15 protein-coding genes are annotated in these 16174 nt (G+C 73.1%); 7 read left to right on the top strand and 8 right to left on the bottom strand.

Features of this window, described 5'->3' with window-relative positions; all coding sequences use genetic code 11:
* Positions 1 to 64: 64 nt before the first annotated feature.
* Together ABD691_RS31695 and ABD691_RS31690 are read right to left on the bottom strand one after the other, a co-directional pair.
* Complete coding sequence (locus ABD691_RS31695; RefSeq protein ID WP_344686061.1) at positions 65 to 1246, bottom strand: arginine deiminase; 1182 nt, start codon at positions 1244 to 1246, stop codon at positions 65 to 67.
* Positions 1247 to 1373: 127 nt separating this feature from the next.
* Positions 1374 to 2186, bottom strand: coding sequence for a CPBP family intramembrane glutamic endopeptidase (locus ABD691_RS31690; RefSeq protein ID WP_344686038.1), 813 nt, complete (start codon positions 2184 to 2186; stop codon positions 1374 to 1376).
* A gap of 143 nt (positions 2187 to 2329) precedes the next feature.
* On the opposite strand from ABD691_RS31690, the gene ABD691_RS31685 reads away from it, so the two are divergent.
* Positions 2330 to 2683, top strand: a complete 354-nt coding sequence (locus ABD691_RS31685; protein WP_344686037.1) for a hypothetical protein — start codon at positions 2330 to 2332, stop codon at positions 2681 to 2683.
* Positions 2684 to 2962: 279 nt separating this feature from the next.
* Here ABD691_RS31685 and ABD691_RS31680 read toward each other — a convergent pair whose 3' ends face one another.
* On the bottom strand, positions 2963 to 3742 hold the full coding sequence (locus ABD691_RS31680; protein WP_344686036.1) for a DUF2470 domain-containing protein: 780 nt from the start codon (positions 3740 to 3742) through the stop codon (positions 2963 to 2965).
* A gap of 398 nt (positions 3743 to 4140) precedes the next feature.
* On the opposite strand from ABD691_RS31680, the gene ABD691_RS31675 reads away from it, so the two are divergent.
* The 3 genes from ABD691_RS31675 to ABD691_RS31665 are packed head-to-tail and all read left to right on the top strand — an operon-like array spanning position 4141 to position 6895.
* Complete coding sequence (locus ABD691_RS31675) at positions 4141 to 5007, top strand: hypothetical protein (RefSeq protein ID WP_344686035.1); 867 nt, start codon at positions 4141 to 4143, stop codon at positions 5005 to 5007.
* Complete coding sequence (locus ABD691_RS31670; RefSeq protein WP_344686034.1) at positions 5004 to 6209, top strand: fumarylacetoacetate hydrolase family protein; 1206 nt, start codon at positions 5004 to 5006, stop codon at positions 6207 to 6209. Before ABD691_RS31675 ends, ABD691_RS31670 begins: the two co-directional genes overlap by 4 nt.
* 5 nt (positions 6210 to 6214) lie before the next feature.
* Positions 6215 to 6895, top strand: coding sequence for an IclR family transcriptional regulator (locus ABD691_RS31665; RefSeq protein ID WP_344686033.1), 681 nt, complete (start codon positions 6215 to 6217; stop codon positions 6893 to 6895).
* A 410-nt stretch (positions 6896 to 7305) separates the two neighbouring features.
* Here ABD691_RS31665 and ABD691_RS31660 read toward each other — a convergent pair whose 3' ends face one another.
* Genes ABD691_RS31660 through ABD691_RS31640 form a run of 5 tightly spaced genes read right to left on the bottom strand, consistent with a single transcriptional unit; the run spans position 7306 to position 11003 of the window.
* A complete protein-coding gene (locus ABD691_RS31660; RefSeq protein WP_344686032.1) occupies positions 7306 to 8469 on the bottom strand; it encodes a hypothetical protein in 1164 nt (387 codons plus the stop codon).
* Positions 8466 to 9188 carry an ATP-binding cassette domain-containing protein gene (locus tag ABD691_RS31655; RefSeq protein WP_344686031.1) on the bottom strand — a complete coding sequence of 241 codons (723 nt, stop codon included), beginning with the start codon at positions 9186 to 9188 and terminating at the stop codon, positions 8466 to 8468. Before ABD691_RS31655 ends, ABD691_RS31660 begins: the two co-directional genes overlap by 4 nt.
* 15 nt (positions 9189 to 9203) lie before the next feature.
* The gene (locus tag ABD691_RS31650; RefSeq protein ID WP_344686030.1) at positions 9204 to 10007 is read right to left on the bottom strand and encodes an anti-sigma factor; all 804 of its coding nucleotides are present in this window, start codon (positions 10005 to 10007) and stop codon (positions 9204 to 9206) included.
* Positions 10004 to 10537, bottom strand: coding sequence for an RNA polymerase sigma factor (locus tag ABD691_RS31645; RefSeq protein ID WP_344686029.1), 534 nt, complete (start codon positions 10535 to 10537; stop codon positions 10004 to 10006). The genes ABD691_RS31650 and ABD691_RS31645 overlap by 4 nt, the downstream gene beginning before the upstream one ends.
* Before the next feature lie 40 nt (positions 10538 to 10577).
* Positions 10578 to 11003: a hypothetical protein gene (locus tag ABD691_RS31640; protein ID WP_344686028.1), complete on the bottom strand. Its 426-nt coding sequence runs from the start codon at positions 11001 to 11003 to the stop codon at positions 10578 to 10580.
* A 245-nt stretch (positions 11004 to 11248) separates the two neighbouring features.
* Here ABD691_RS31640 and ABD691_RS31635 point away from each other — a divergent pair, with 245 nt between their 5' ends.
* From ABD691_RS31635 to cydD, 3 genes are all read left to right on the top strand, one after another.
* Positions 11249 to 12778 carry a cytochrome ubiquinol oxidase subunit I gene (locus ABD691_RS31635; RefSeq protein ID WP_344686027.1) on the top strand — a complete coding sequence of 510 codons (1530 nt, stop codon included), beginning with the start codon at positions 11249 to 11251 and terminating at the stop codon, positions 12776 to 12778.
* Positions 12779 to 12988: 210 nt separating this feature from the next.
* Entirely contained in the window at positions 12989 to 14002 is a 1014-nt protein-coding gene (cydB, locus tag ABD691_RS31630) for a cytochrome d ubiquinol oxidase subunit II (RefSeq protein ID WP_344686026.1), read from the top strand.
* The coding region (gene cydD, locus ABD691_RS31625; RefSeq protein WP_344686025.1) for a thiol reductant ABC exporter subunit CydD at positions 13999 to 16174 on the top strand (2176 nt) is incomplete at its 3' end. The genes cydB and cydD, both read left to right, overlap by 4 nt.

The following is a 16174-nucleotide window of genomic DNA, read 5'->3' as shown; positions in this document are numbered from 1 at the left end:
CGAAAATTGTCCCCGGCTCAGCGGCGGGCGCGTTCAACTATTCCCGAATCCGCCGCTGATCTGCTCACAGGACTTCGCGGATGATCGGGCAGGACATGCAGCGCGGGCCGCCGCGACCGGAGCCCAGTTCGGAACCGCTGATGCGCAGGACCTCGATTCCGGCCTCCTCCAGGCGGGCGTTGGTCTCGGCGTTGCGCTCGTAGGCCACGACCACGCCCGGGGCGACGGCGAGGGTGTTGTTGCCGTCCTCCCACTGCTCGCGCTCGGCGGTGACCGGGTCCAGCCCGGTGTCGATCACCCGCAGGTGGTCGATGTCCATGGCCTCGGCCGCCGCCTCGAGGAACGGGCTGGGGCCGGTGACCCGGATGCCGCCGTCGTCCGGGCGCATCGCGTAGGCGGTCAGCGAGTCCTGGATCGCCGGGTACATGACCACCGCGTCGCGGTCGACCATCGTGCACACGGTGTCCAGGTGCATCGACGCCCGCTGCTGCGTGATCGGCACCGCCAGAACGGTGTGGGCCAGGTCGTCGGCGAACACCGAGCGCGCGAACGACTCCGCGCCCGCGGGCGTCGTGCGCTCGCCGACGCCGATGGCGACCACGCCGGGCGACAGCAGCAGCACGTCGCCGCCCTCGACCGGGGCCGAGTGCGCGCCGTACGCGCGGGAGCAGTGCGAGAACCGGGGGTGGTAGGCGTAAACCAGGTCGGTCAGCGCGGACTCGCGGCGGCGGGCGGGCATCGCGAGCGCGGCGATCGCGACCCGGTCGCCGACCCAGGCCGACGAGTCGCGGGTGAACAGCAGGTTCGGCAGCGGCGCGATGGCGAAGTCGTGCGGGTGGTGCATCCGGCGGACCAGCGAGCTGCCCTCGGCTGCGGGCAGCTCCTCGAAGGTCATCCCGGCGATCAGCATCTCGGCCAGCGTCTCGGCGTCGGCGCTGGACAGGTGCGAGCGCAGGGTGTCGGCGAGGTCGCCGCCGACCTTGAGCTCGTCGACCCCGGAGTGCACGGCGGACGCGCGGGCGCGCGGGTCGGCCAGCGCCTCGGCCAGCAGCTCGTGCAGCAGCAGGACCTCCACGCCGCGACCGCGCAGGGTCTCGGCGAAGGCGTCGTGCTCCTCCTGCGCGCGGTCCACCCAGGGGATCGCGTCGAACAGGAGCTGGTCGTTGTTGCGCGGTGTCAGCCGCTTCAGCTCGTTGCCCGGCCGGTGCAGCAGCACCGTGTGCAGCGGGCCGACCTCGCTCTGCACGTGTGGTTCGCTCACGCCTGCCAAGCCTAGACGCGGCGATCGGAAACGCTAGTGCTCAGCCGAGAACTCGATGGATCGTTAAGCGTTGGCGTGGAGAGACGGTCGATTCGTTGCGTTCGGGTTTCGGTCAGGGAAGCCAGGAGACCTTGCCGCGCAGGGCCGCGTAACCGACGAAGGCCACGACGTCGATGAGCGCGTGCCCGACGACCAGCGGCCACACCCGTCCGGTCCGCTGCCACACCCGGCCGTAGACCAGCCCCATGGCCACGTTCCCGACGAACCCGCCGAAGCCCTGGTAGAGGTGGTAAGCCCCGCGCAGCACCGACGACGCCCACAGCGCCCGGTTCTCGCTCCAGCCGAGCTGGCGCAGCCGGGTCAGCAGGTAGGCGATCATCAGGATCTCCTCGGCGAAGGAGTTCCCGAACGCGGCCAGCACCAGCACCGGGGCCCGCCACCACGCTTCGTCCAAAGTGGACGGCTGGACGGTGAGGCTCAGCCCGAGCGCGTGCGCGGTCAGGTACAGCCCGAGCCCCGGGACGCCGATCAGCGCGGCGAGCCCGACGCCGCCGAGGGCGTCCCGCAGCGGCTGCGAGCGGTCCAGCCCGACCCGGGCGAGCGCGATCCCGCCGCGCCACAGCAGGTAAACGCCGAGCGCGCCCCACGCGACCAGTCGCACCACGCCGGTGAGCTGCTGGGCCAGGTCCAGCAGTCCGAGACCGGCGCGCGGGACGTTGATCGCCACCGCCTGGTCGGCCAGCGGTTCCGGTCGCATCAGCGCGTCCAGCAGCGACAGCAGGCTCTGCAGCGCGGACAGCCCGAGGGTGACGGCGAAGACGACGAGCAGCTCGATCCAGAGCGCGCGGCGCTCGGTCCGGTCGGTGATCTCCGCCGGCCGGTCCGGGCGGGCCGGGACCAGCCATGCGCGCAGCGTGGCACTCACACGAGGAGGCTATCGGCACGCAGCGCCCGGTCCGGCCACGGTGCCAACTGGCAAAAACGGTGAAACCGCCCCGGAACTCCCGTGCGGCCCCCGGCGTCCGAATGGGGACACCCCGGCACGGCACGCCGTCTGGAGGAGTGGGGATGGACGGGTATCGAGTGTTCCTGTGGGGGTGGGTGGACCGCGATCACGTCGTTCGCGCGCTGGGGGCGCTGCGCGGGTTCGACACGATCGACGGGCCCGTGGGCGCCGTCGACGTGTTCGGGGTGCGCAGCGGCGTGCTGGTCGAGCTGGCGCGGGAGGGCCGCAACGCGGTGCAGGTCCGGTTCGTCGACGCGGGCGGGCCGGGGGACGCGTGGACCCAGGCCCATTCCTTCCTGTGGATCGCGACCCGCAGGCTGCCGGTCGACGAGGCGCTGCTGATCGGCGGGCCGGAGCCGCTGCACTTCTGCCGGGGACGGATCCATCCCGTGGGCGCTTCGGAGGAGCAGCACTGAGGTGCGGGGTGGGGTTGGGGTTGGGGCGCGGGTCGGCGCTCGGCCGCGGGTGGCGCTGAGGCCCGGGGGTGGCCGTGAGTCCTGGGGCGGCCCTCGGTCCCGGATCGGCCGTGAGCCGCGGGTCAGCCTTGAGCCCTGAGTCGGCCGTGAGCCGCGGGTCGGCGCTGGATCGCGCGGCAGCGTCAAGTCCCGCGGTGTTAGGTCACAGCGAGGCGCTGGGGCGCGAGGCGGCCCTGAATCCCGCCAGCCCTCAATTCCGGGCCGGCGCCGGAACGCAGATCAGCCCTGGCGCTGCTGGGCGAGGAACGGGCAGCCGACCAGGCGGCGCAGCTCCAGCCCGAGGTGCTCGGCGGTGAAGACCGGGCGGGAGAACGCCAGCCGCACGTCGTGATCGCCGTCGGCGGACTCCACGCGCAGCCGCAGCCCGTGCTTGTCCAGCCCGAGCGGGCGGATGTGCCCGCCGCGCAGCTGCTCCGGCAGGTGCCGGGCGAGCAGTCCCACGACGTCGCGGTGGGACAGCTCCAGGTGCCGCAGCCAGCCGTCCTCCATCATGCAGAACGGGTCCGGCCGCGCCGCGCTGAACTCGCCCGTTGCCACCGAGCAGGTGCCTTCGGCGTCGGCGACCACCATCGACGCCGACTCCAGCCGCAGCACCGTCGCGCCGTGGCCGGCGTCCAGCAGGCGGCTGTCCGGCCGCCGCTCGGCGACCGCGAGGACGGCCTCCCGCTCCTGCTCGGAGTCGAGCACCCGCAGCCAGCCGGTGAGCCAGAGCAGGCCGCGCACCGGTTCGCGGAGCCGGACCGGGGTCGGGTCGGCGACCTCCAGCATCGCGGCGAGCTCGCCGCGCGGCGCGTGGAAGGCGGAGGCGATGATCGGGTGCTCGTCGGCCAGCAGGATCGTCGCCGCGCCGTCCGGGTGGACGTGGTGCAGCAGCGGTGCGATCCGCGCCGAGGTCTCCCCGGAGGGCATCAGCGCCGCGCGGCCACCGCGTTCGGCGATGGTCCTGGCTCGTTCCGCCGGGCTGGGCATCGCGGGCCGGCGGGCCGTCGTCTCGGCCACACGCTCACCTCCAACTTAGGTAACCCTAACTTAGATGACCAGTCCGGAAAAGTCGACTTCGTAGTACCAGGTGGAACCGCCGCCAGGAACTGCCTTCCGGCTGGTGTCCACACTGCGGGCCGCGCCGATGCGCTGATCGGCGCAACGAGAACCACTCGAACGGGCGTGATCGGGAGGCCGTGAGAGCCAGTGCTCTGGTCCGGCCGACACAGTGCCGCGGGTGTCGAGGGGCCTGCTCGCGGGTCGGCGCGAGGGGCGCGGGACAATGGCGGGATGCGCCGTTCCGGCGTTTCGGGTAGTGCTCCGTCCACCCGTCCGAAGTGCTCGATTGGTCCCTCTGGGCGTTCGTTTATCGGGCACCTTTGTTCACTGGCCGGTACGGCATTAGCGTGTCAGCCGTGTCAAGCGCTGTTGAGCTACGCGCGCCCGGTCCGCGCGGCATCCCGCCCCTCTTCGCCCGACTGGTTGACGACGCCGCCCTGTTCCCACCGGGCAGCGCCGCGGTGCCGGACGCGGTGGCCGCCCACCTCGCGGCGCGGGGCGGTGAGTTCGCGGGGGTCCTCGGCCCGATGCTGTGCCAGGCGTCCCGGCTCGCCGAGCTGATCACCGAGCTGGCCAAGGCCAAGCCCGCCGAGCCGGTCGCGCTCTCGCTGGTGTGCGACACCGGCCTGGGCGGGGTGCCGAAGGCGCTGTCGATCATCGAGGGCCGCCAGGAGCTGCTGGCCCTGCGGATGGTGGAGATGCCCGCACCGTCCGATGTGGACGACATCTGGCTGGAGCGGGTCTCGGAGTTCGTGCCGGAGGACATCGTGCGCGTGGTGGAACCGCGCCGCGGCCCCAACGGCTGGCTGGAAGGCATCAAGCGGGTCGCCGAGCACGGTTGCTGGCCGAAGCTGCGCTGCGGCGGCCAGACCGCCGAGTCGTTCCCGTCCGTCGACGTGGTGTCGGACTTCCTCGCGGTGGCCAGCACGCTCGGCGTGCCGTTCAAGGTCACCGCGGGCGTGCACGAGGCCGTCCGGCACACCGACGAGGAAACCGGCTTCACCCACCACGGATTCCTCAACCTGCTGGTCGCCACCGCGCGCTCGCTCTCCGGCGGCAACGTCCGCGAGGCGCTGGGCAGCACCGACGGCGAGGCGCTCGCCTCCGAGGCGGGCTCGCTGTCCGACGACGCCGCCAACGCGGTGCGCGACGTCTTCGCCTCCTACGGCTCGTCCTCGCTGAGCGGACCGGTCGCCGACCTCGAGGGATTGGGACTGCTGTGACCTGGATCGAGGATCCCGAGTTCGCCTCCGACAAGCCGTTCGGGCCGCAGACGCTGCCCTACGGCGTGCTGGTGACCTCCTCCGGTCCCGTGGTGTCGGTGCGGGTCGGCAAGCACGCGCTGCCGCTGCGGCGGATCGCGGGCTCGCTCGGCCCCCGGCTGCCCGAGCTGGTCGAGGGCGACTCGCTGGATCCTCTGCTCGCGGCGGGCCGCGAGAGCTGGTCGGAGCTGCGCGAGCGGCTCACCGAGATCGTCACCGCGGACACCGCGCCCGCGGGTGCCGAGCTGGTGCGCACCGACTGGCACACCCTGGTGCTGCCGTTCCGGGTCGCCGACTACGTCGACTTCTACTCCTCCCGGCACCACGCCGAGAACGTCGGCCACATCTTCCGGCGGGCCGCGACGCCGCTGCTGGAGAACTGGACGCACCTGCCGGTCGGCTACCACGGCCGGTCGGGCTCGGTGCACGTCTCCGGCACCGACGTGGTGCGCCCGAGCGGGCAGCGCAAGGCGCCCGGCGACCTGCACCCGGCGTTCGGGCCGACCAGGCGGCTCGACTTCGAGGCCGAGGTCGGGTTCGTCTGCGGCGGCGAACCGGCCACCCGTGTGTCCACATCGGACATCCAGGAGCACGTGTTCGGCGTCGGGCTGGTCAACGACTGGTCGGCGCGCGACATCCAGGCGTGGGAGTACCAGCCGCTGGGGCCGTTCCTGTCGAAGTCCTTCGCGACCTCGCTGTCGGGCTGGATCACCCCGCTCGAAGCCTTCGAGCACGCCAGGGTGGAGACGCCGGTGCCCGAGCACGGGCTGCAGGAGTACCTGGTGGAGTCCGAGCCGTGGGGGCTCGACCTGCGGCTGGAAGTCCAGTGCAACGAGACCCTGCTGTCGCGTCCGAGGTTCGCCGACATGGCGTGGTCGCCCGCGCAGCAGCTCGCGCACCTGACCGTCAACGGCGCGCAGGTGCGGCCGGGCGACCTGTTCGCCTCCGGCACGGTGTCCGGCCCGGAGCGCGACCAGCGCGGCTGCCTGCTGGAGCTGACCTGGGGCGGGGCGGAGCCGATCAGCCTGACCGACGGCGAGCAGCGGACCTTCCTGCAGGACGGCGACCGGGTGACACTCGGTGGCACGGCCCCCGGGCCGGACGGTTCGGTGGTCGGACTGGGCGAGGTCACCGGCACGGTGCTCGCAGCGGCTCGGAGGTGAATCGGATGGCCTTCACACCGGAGCCCACCCGGCCGATCAGGGCGCCCGGCGACGCCCCGGCCAAGGAGAGCTCGCTGACCCTGGAGCGCGGGCTCAACCTGCTGCAGGCGGTCGCCGACGCGGAGAGCGAGGCGCCCACGATCAGCGATCTGGCCGCCGCGATCGGGGTCAGCCGGGCGGCGGTCTACCGGCTGCTCGGGCCGTTGCAGAGCCGCGGCCTGGTGCGGCGGGAGGGCTCCCGGGTGCGGCTCGGGCTCGGGGTGCTGTGGCTGGCCGGACGGGTGCTGCCGCAGCTGCGGGTCGCGTCGCTGCCCGCGTTGCGCAGCCTGGCCGAGCAGGTCGGCGCGACGGTGCACCTGACGGTGGCGGACGGCGGCGAGGCCCAGGCGGTCGCCGTGGTCGAACCGTCGTGGACCAGCTACCACGTGTCCTACCGCGTCGGCACCCGGCACCCGGTGCAGCGCGGCGCGGCGGGCCGCGCGGTGGACCTGCCGCCGGGCGGCCCGCGCTGGGTCAGCAGCAGCGGCGAGCTCCAGTCCGGCGCCTTCGGCGTGGCCGCGCCGGTGCGCGGCGTGCCGGGGCTGCGCGCCAGCGTCGGGATCGTGGCGCTGGTGCCGCTCGCGCCGGAGGAGGTCGGGCCGCTGGTCACCGAGACCGCGGAGGCGGTCGCCGCCGCGCTGAAGTGACGCCACCGCGCCGGGTCTGGGCGGTTCGGTGTGGTGGTGGGGGCTTGTCGCGGTGCGGCGCCGGATCTGGGCGGTTCGGCGTGGCGGTGGAAGGTGTGGCGCGGCATGGCGCCGGACCCGAGCGGTTCGGTATGGCGGCGGAAGCGTGGCGCGGGTGCGGCGTCGGGCCGGGCGGCGCGGTGTGGTGGTGGGGGCTTGTCGCGGTATGGCGCCGGATCCGAGCGGCGGGGGCGTGGCGAGGGTGCGGCGTCGGATCTGGGCGGTCTGGTACGGCGGCGGAGGCGTGGCGCGGATCCGAGCGGTCCGGCGCTACGCCGAAAGGCGCCTCGCGACATCGGCGCCGGACCCGGTGCGACAGCTGCCTACCGCCGCGCCGGACCAGCTCATCCCGGCCCGGCGCGGCGGAAAGCTCATCGCAGCAAGGCGCGCATGCCTTCCGCATCGCAGGTGTTCAGCGCCGCGTAGTACGAGGTCAACCAGTTCCGGTCGGGCTGCTGATCGCCCAGCAGCAGGCCGCTCGCGATCGGCCGTCCGGTCATGAACGCCGGGTCCTGGCAGGTGTAGTTCCCGCTGACCAGGTCGTTCGCCAGCGCGGTCCGCTCGAACTCCGGATCGGCCAGGGCGCCGGTCGGAGTCGTCTCGTGCAGCGACATCCCCTCCGAACCGCCGTAGGTGACCTGCGTCGGCGCTCCGGGGATTCCGCGCAGCTTGTCGAGCATCGGCTGCGCGAGCGCCGCGACCTCCGGGTACACGTGCTCCTGGACGCGCGGGCCGCACACCGTGCCGCCGTTGGTGACGCACACCTGCTCCTGGGCCACCGGATCCGGTTCCCAGTGCGGCGCGTTCAGCACCAGCGCCCCGGCCGCCGCGACCGCGAGCGCCGTCGGCACCAGCGCGAGCAGCTTCCGCCGGAACGAGACCATGCCGAGCAGTGCGGCGGTCAGCGCCGCGAACCACAGGGCCTGGAGCGCGTTGATCTCGTCCGGGTACACCGTGCCGACCGACCGCGCGGTCAGCAGCAGCGGGGACAGCACCAGGTAGGCGTCGTGCGCGCCCCACTGGAACGCCACGACGGCGAGTCCGGCGACGATCCCGCACAGCGGCGCGGCCAGGCGCCAGGTGACGACGTGGCCGAAGGCCAGCCCGAACGCCGTCGCGGCGGCCAGGATCGGGACGCAGCCGAGCAGCATGCCGACCCACGCCGCGCTGCCATGCGTGGCGATCGGGACCACCAGCGCTCCGGCCGCGGCCCATGCCGCCAGCAGGCCGAGCGACGCTCCCGCCGTCAGGCCCGCCCACGACGCGACCAGCGGCTGCCAGCGCGGCCGGGGAGAGATGGCCAGCAGCTCCGCTGTTCCGCGCCGCAGCGCCCGGCCCGAGACCCAGGTCCCGGTCATCGCGGCGACCGGGACCACGAACATCAGGCTCGTCCGGACCCCGACCGCGAGCTCGCCCCAGTTGCCCGCCCACAGGGGATCGCCGAGCAGCACCGCCGCCACCCCGGCGAGCACGACGACCGCCAGCGGCCAGCCGGAACCGCGCAGCAGCTCCCGTCCCATCGCGCGCGTGATCATGCGGCTTCCTCCCTCGCCGAATCGAGCACGGCGCGGTAGCCCTGCTCGACGTCACCGTCCACGGCCAGCTGCTCGGGCGTTCCGGAGAACACCGGCCGTCCTTCCGCGAGCACCCACACCCGGTCGCACGCCTTCGCCACGTCATCGACGACGTGCGTGCTGACCACGACCGACGAGTCCGCCCCGAGTTCGCGCAGCAGGCCGCGGAACTCCGCCCGCTGCTCGGGATCCAGACCGGCCGTCGGCTCGTCGAGCAGCAGCACGGCGGGGCGGTTGACGATCGCCTGCGCGATGCCGACCCGCTGCCGCATCCCGCCGGAGAGCCGCCGCAGCTTCTCGTCGGCGCGGTCGGCCAGCCCCACCCGCTCCAGCGCCCCCTGCACCGCGCCGGGCAGGTCGGCGGCGGGAACCTCCTTCAACCACGCGAAGTGCTCGACGAACTCCCGCGCGGTGTAGCGCGGGTAGTAGCCGAACTCCTGCGGCAGGTAGCCGATCCCGCGGCGGACCTCCCGCAGGTCGGCGCCCGCCAGCGGGCGGCCGTCGAGCTGGACCGCGCCGCTGGTCGGGGCGGTCAGCGTCGCCAGCACGCGGACCAGGGTCGACTTGCCCGCGCCGTTCGGCCCGATCAGGCCGTTGACCCCGGCGGGGAACTCGGCGGTGATCCCGTCCAGCGCGCAGCGGCGTCCGAATCGGACGGTCAGATCGATGGTTCGTATCACGATGTCCTCTTCTGGCTAGTTCCGGAACGTGGTCGGCGTGCGGCGGAGGAGCAGGGTGGAGGCGGACGCGGCGATCAGCGCCGCCCACAGCAGCGGCAGCGGCCGGTCCAGCACGACCGGAACCCGCTGCGCCACCAGCGGTGCACCGGTCAGCAGCAACCAGCTCGCGGCGACCACCGCCGCGGCGGCTTCGAGCCGGAACAGCGATCCGAGCGCGAGGGTCACCGCGGTCAGCGCCAGGCACGGGAGCAGCCAGACCGCGACCGTCCCGCGGCCGGTGACAGCGCTGATCAGCAGCGTCGCCGGAACGGTGGTCAGCAGCACCGAAAGCGTCCGCCAGAGCACGAGCCGCAGGCCGCCGAAGGCGGTGCTCGCGGTGATCTCGCAGGCCGGGTCGCCGAGCCTGCCGAAGCCCAGCGCCACGCCCAGCACCGGCAGCAGCGGCGCGATCAGCAGCAGCGCGGAGCCCTGCCGCGACCACCACTGCCCGGCTTCGCCCCCGGGCGCGGCGAGCAGGTCCATCCCGACCGCGCCGCCCAGCGCGGCCACCACGGCGAACAGCCACGCGCCGCGCGCCGCGGGCGCGGCGTTGAGCAGCACGCGCAGCCGCCGCCACCGGTCGGCGCGGGGGAACTGCGGCGGGAGGACCGCCAGATTCGCTTGCACCTGCCGGACGATCGGGTCGTCGCCGGCGGCGTCGTTGACCAGGCGGCGGCAGCGCGCGCAGTCGAGCAGGTGGTCGTCGACGGCGTCCGGTTCGGGGAGCAGGCCCTCGGCGTAGGCACGCAGCGTGGCCGCCGGGAAGTGTTCCTCCGTCATGCCAATGCCTCCTTCAGGATGAGCCGGGCCTTCCGTGCTCGGGTTTTCACCGTGCCTTCGGGGATTCCGAGCAGTGCGGCGGTCTCCCGCGTCGTCCGGCCGTCGAGCACTGTGGACTGCAGCACCGCGCGCAGGTCCGGTGGCAGCCGCTCCAGCGCGGCGGTCAGCTCCGGGCTCATCGTCCGGCGCAGGGCCTCGTCCTCGGCCGACGCCGCGACCAGCGCCGACTCCGCGGGCTCGCCCGCGGGCCGGACCCGGGCGCCCTGGCGGCGGAAGGCGTCGATCAGCCGGCTGGAGGCGACGGTCCACAGCCACGCGGCGGCGCTGCCCTCCGGGTCGAACCCGCCCGCCGACCGCCACACCGTCAGGAAGCAGTCCTGCAGGACCTCGGCCGCCAGCTCGGGGTCCGGGCAGCGCCGGCGCAGCCGCACCGCCAGCCAGCCCGCGTTGCGCCGGTACAGCTCGTCGAAGGCGGCGCGGTTGCCCCGCGCCACCTTCCGGAGCAACCGCTCGTCGCTCGCTTCTCTCACGCCCCTACTGACGCATCCGGGCGACGAACGGTTTTCGCGCTCAGCCGTCGCCGCGTACGTGGACGGTCGCGGTGACCGGTGCGCCGTTCTTGCACTCGGCCACGACCTCGAAGGTCCCGGGACGCGAGGGGTCGGCCACGGCGGTGCCCTCGAAGTGGCTGGGCGAGACGTGCCTGCCGCTGACGCCGGCGGGGAACGCCTCCGAGAACACGCCCTCGACCTCGTCGTTCTCGCAGTGCGCGTCGATCTTGACGGTGTCGAACCGGTTCACCTCGCCCGGCGCGACGATCAGCCGCGAGCCCGGAGCCGGCGACTCGTCCGCGAGCAGCACGGGAGCGCCGCCGCCGGCCGCGGGGCTCGGGGCCGCCGCGTCGGAGGAGTTCGTGCCGGAGTTGACGACCAGGACGCCTCCGGTAGCACCGGCCACGGCGAGGGCGGCGACCGCCCCGATGATCAGCTTCCGCATGGGGATTCCCTTCGACCGGTCCCGGCGCGGTTGCCGGGAACTTGCCTGGGATTACGCAGCGAGCGCAGATTCGGTTTTCGCTCAACTCTTTCGCAGGTCTCGGTTTCCTTGGTAGAACGTGTTGACCGACCGTTCCGCACCGTCCGTGACCAGGACGAAGGTCCCGTCGTGGGCAGGACCCTCGACCGGGGGAACGGGACTCCTTGCCCCTGCGGAAGCACCGGCGCGGGCGGCAGGGTGGGGTCGTGGATCTGCTCGACATCGCCCGCTGGCAGTTCGGGATCACGACCGTCTACCACTTCCTGATGGTGCCGCTGACCATCGGGATGGCCGTGCTGGTCGCCGGGATGCAGACGGCCTGGTACCGCACCGGAAACCGGCGATACCTGAAGATGACCAAGTTCTGGGGCAAGTTGATGCTGATCAACTTCGCCATGGGGGTGGTCACCGGGATCGTCCAGGAGTTCCAGTTCGGGATGTCCTGGAGCGCCTACTCGCGGTTCGTCGGCGACGTCTTCGGCGCGCCGCTGGCGATGGAGGGGCTCGTCGCGTTCTTCGTCGAGTCCACCTTCCTGGGGCTGTGGATCTTCGGCTGGGACCGGCTTTCCAAGGGTGTGCACCTGGCGTGCGCGTGGGCGTTCTCGCTGGCCACGATCGCCTCGGCGTACTTCATCCTGGCCGCCAACTCCTGGATGCAGCACCCGGTCGGCATCGAGCTGGTCGACGGCAGGCCGCGGCTGACCTCGATCTGGGCGGTGCTGACCAACAACACCGTGCTCGCCGCCTTCCCGCACACCGTGTTCGGCTGCTTCGCGGTCGCGGGCTCGTTCCTGATCGGCATCTCGGCCTGGCAGATCTGGAAGCACCACCGCGACACCGTCGGCAAGGACCCGGACCTGGCGAACCGGGACGAGGAGCGCAACGACGACCGCAAGGTCTGGCACGGCTCGATGCGGCTGGGCGCGTGGGTCGGCGTGATCGCCTTCGCCGGGCTGGCGATCTCCGGCGACATCCAGGGCAAGCTGATGTTCGAGCAGCAGCCGATGAAGATGGCCTCCGCCGAGGCGCTGTGCCACTCGGAGGCACCGGCCAGCTTCTCGGTCTTCGCGATCGGCGACGTGGCCCGGCCGGACTGCGAGAACGTAAAGAGCCTGACCGTGCCCTACATCCTGTCCTACCTGGCCAACGGCGACCTGCACAGCGAGGTCAAGGGCGTGCAGCAGCTGCTCGGCGAGTACCAGGCCGCTTACGGCACGCACTACCCGGACGACCCGCGCATGGGCGTGTTCGCGGGGCAGCCCATCGACTACGTGCCCAACCTCCCGGCGACCTACTGGGGCTTCCGGTTCATGATCGGGTTCGGCGGGATCGCGGCGCTGGGCGCGGTCGCGGTGCTGTGGCTGACCCGCAGGGGCCGCTACCCGAAGGGCCGCTGGTGGACGCCGCTGGCGCTGCTGAGCATCGCGACGCCGTTCCTGGGCAACAGCTTCGGCTGGATCTTCACCGAACTCGGCAGGCAGCCGTTCGTCGTCGCGCCGAACCCGAACCCGTCCGGTGTCGACGGGGTGTTCATGTACACCGCGTCGGCGGTGTCGGCGGGCGTGACACCGGGCGAGATGCTGACCTCGCTGATCGCGCTGACCGCGGTCTACGGCGTGCTCGCGATCGTGGAGATCTTCCTGATCGTCCGCTTCGTGCGCGGCGGCGTCGCCGGGGTGATGCCGCCGGAACCCGAGGAGAAGAAGTCCGATGAAGCCCTCTCGTTCGCGTACTAGAACTTTCGAGAACTCGCCCGGCCCGGGTGGTCGCTTGGCGGAACCTCAGGCGCCCTCTGGCTGCGGGATCTTTTTCCCACGTATGTCCAATACGAGGGAAAAAGCTGTCCTCGCCAGAGGACGCCTGAGAACCCGCGGCGGTGCGAGCTGCGTGCGTGGGCTAAGCGGCTGCGCCGCTTCGAAGACGACCTTCCCTGAGGTGACTGAGTGATGGATCTGGCCACCTTCTGGTTCTGCGTGATCGCCCTGCTGTGGCTGGGCTACCTCTTCCTGGAGGGCTTCGACTTCGGCGTGGGCATGCTGCTGCCGGTGCTCGGCCGCGAGGAGACCGAGCGCCGGGTGCTGATCAACACGATCGGCCCGGTCTGGGACGGCAACGAGGTGTGGCTGATCGTCGCGGGCGGCGCGACCTTCGCCGCGTTCCCCGGCTGGTACGCCTCCCTGTTCAGCACCGCGTACCTGCCGGTCCTCCTCCTGCTGCTCGCGCTGATCGGGCGCGGGGTCGCGTTCGAGTACCGGGGCAAGGTCGACTCCCCGCGCTGGCGGCGCGGCTGGGACACCGTGATCGTGCTGTCCTCGTGGATCTCGCCGCTGATCGTCGGGCTGGTGCTCTCGGCCAACGTCTTCGGCCTGCCGCTGGACGCCAACGGCGACCGGGTCGGCAGCTGGCTGGGGATCTTCACGCTGCCCGCCGTCGTCGGCTCACTGGCGGTGTGCGGGTTCTCGCTGCTGCACGGCGCGATCTTCCTGGCGCTCAAGACCGAGGGCGAGGTGCGCGAGCGGGCCCGGAAGTTCGCCCTGCGGCTCGGGATCCCGCTGCTGCTGCCGGTGTTCGCGCTGGTCCTGATCGCGCAGCTCACCGCGGGTTCGGCGTGGACCTGGGTGCCGCTGGTGATCGCCCTGGTCGCGGCGCTGGCCGGGCTGCTGCGCCTCTACTCCTGGCGGGACGGCCAGGCGTTCGCGTTGCAGGGCGTGGCGCTGACCGGTGTGGTGATCACCCTGTTCGGCTCGCTGTGGCCGAACGTCATTCCATCCACTTTGGACGCCGCGTGGTCGCTGTCGGTCGCCGACACCGCTTCGAGCCCGTACACGCTCGCCGTCATGACCTGGGTCGCCGCGTTCGGCACCCCGGCCGTGCTGATCTACCAGGGCTGGACCTACTGGGTGTTCCGCAAGCGGATCGGCACCAAGCACATCCCACCGGTCCACGTCCCGTCGTCATGACCCCGCTCGGAGCCCTCCCCAAGCTGTCACCGTCGGCCCGGCGGGCGCTGGTGCTGGCCGGGCTGCTCGCGGTCGGCAACGCGGTGGCCCTGATCGTGCAGGCGTGGGCGCTGGCGACGGCGCTCGCCGCCGTCGTCACCTCCGGCACCACCGCGATCGGCACCGAGCTCGCGGTGCTGGCCTGCGCGATCGTCGCGCGGGCGGTGCTGGGCTGGGCGACCGAGACCGTCGCGGCCCGCGCGGCGGCGGGCGCGAAGGAGGAGCTCCGCGCCGTGCTGCTGGATTCCGCGCTGCGGCGCGGCCCGGAGTGGATCCAGCGGCGCGGTCCCGGCGAGCTGACCGCGTTGGCGACCAGGGGCCTGGACTCGCTGGACGCCTACTTCACCAAGTACCTGCCCGCGCTGGTCATGGCCGGGGTGGTGCCGCCGCTGGTCGGCGCGTGGATCCTGTTCTCCGACTGGGTCTCCGCGCTGGCGATCCTGATCACCGTCCCGCTGATCCCGCTGTTCGCCTGGCTGGTCGGCCGCTACACGGAACGCCGCACCGCCCGCGCGGCCGATGCGGTGCAGCGGCTTTCCGGCCAGCTGCTCGAACTGATCCGCGCGCTGCCGGTGCTGACCGCGTTCGGCCGCGCGCGGGCGCAGGGCGAAGTGGTGCGGCGGGTCAGCGAGTCCCACCGCCGCACCACGAACGCGACTCTGCGCATCGCCTTCCTCTCCGCGCTGGTGCTGGAGCTGGCGTCGTCGCTGTCGGTCGCGCTCGTCGCGGTCGGCATCGGGCTGCGCCTGGTTTCCGGAGATCTCGACCTGGCCACCGGACTGCTCGTGCTGGTGCTCGCGCCCGAGTGCTACCTGCCGCTGCGAGCCGCGGGCGCCGCGCACCACGCCAGCGAGGACGGCGTGGAGGCGGTGCGCCGGGTGGACGCCGTGCGCTTTCCCGCGCCGGAGCGGGGCAGGGACGCGACCGGTCTTTCCGGACCGCTGCGCGTCTCGGACCTGCGGGTCGAGCGGCGCGGCGGGTTCGCGCCGGATGGGCTGAGCTTCACCGCGCGCCCCGGCGAGATCCTGCGGCTGGAGGGCTTCGACGGAATCGGCCCGAGCGGGACCGGGAAGTCGACGACCTTCGCCGCGATCCTCGGCTTCGCAGTCCCGGACGGCGGCACGATCACCTTCGGCGGCGCCGACATCACCGGGCTCGACCAGGACGAGTGGCGCCGCCACCTCGCGTGGATCCCGCAACGCCCGGCGTTCAGCGGCGGCACCGTCGCCGACGAGCTGGCGCTCGCCGGCGCCGAGCCCGCCCTGCCGGTGCTGACCGAGGTCGCCGCGGCGCACCTGGCCGACCGCCGCATCGACGAACTGTCCACAGGGGAGCGTCAGCGCGTCGCCGTCGCCCGCGCGCTGCTGCGGCTGCGCGCCGGGGCGAGCGTGCTGCTGGCCGACGAGCCCACCGCGCACCTCGACGCCGCGACCGCGCAGCAGGTCAACGCGGCGATCCGGCGCGCGGCCGACCGGGGCGCGATCGTCGTCCTCGCCAGCCACCGCCCGGAGGCCACTGCCCCGGAACCGTCCCCGGCCCCGCCGAGCGAGCGCGCGGCGATCGACCTCCCGCCCGCGCGCGGGCGCCTGCGCGACCTGATCACGCCCCGCGGGCTCGTCGGCGTCGGACTCGGCGCGCTGTCGCTGCTGTCCGGCCTCGCGCTGACCGCGACCTCGGCCTGGCTGATCGCCCGCGCCTCCCAGCAACCGCCGATCCTGACCCTCTCGGTCGCCGTCGTCGGAGTCCGCACCTTCGCGCTCTCGCGCGCGGCGCTGCGCTACCTCGAACGCCTCGTCACCCACGACGCCGCCTTCCGGCTCACCGGCCACCTCCGCGGCGGCCTCTGGGCCGCCCTCGTCCGCCTCGGGCCGGTCCGCACCGCCGGGCTCCGCCGCGGCGACGGCGTCGCCCGCCTCGTCGACGACGCCGACGCGGTCCGCGATCTGGTGCCCCGCGTGCTCGTCCCGCCGCTGATCGCGGCGGTCGTCGCACTCGGCGCGGTCGCCGTCCAGACCGCCGTCCTGCCGTCCGCGGGAGCGCTGCTCGCCGCTGCGCTGCTCGCCGCGGGCCTGGCCGGCCCGGTCGCTGCGGTCCTGGCCGACCGCCGCGCGACCACCGCCGCGGCCAGGCCCA

The organism is Saccharopolyspora taberi, assembly GCF_039534165.1.
Taxonomy (GTDB): Bacteria; Actinomycetota; Actinomycetes; order Mycobacteriales; family Pseudonocardiaceae; genus Saccharopolyspora_D; species Saccharopolyspora_D taberi.
The sequence above is the reverse complement of the archived record's forward strand: the minus strand, read 5'-3'. Positions and strand labels throughout refer to the sequence as shown.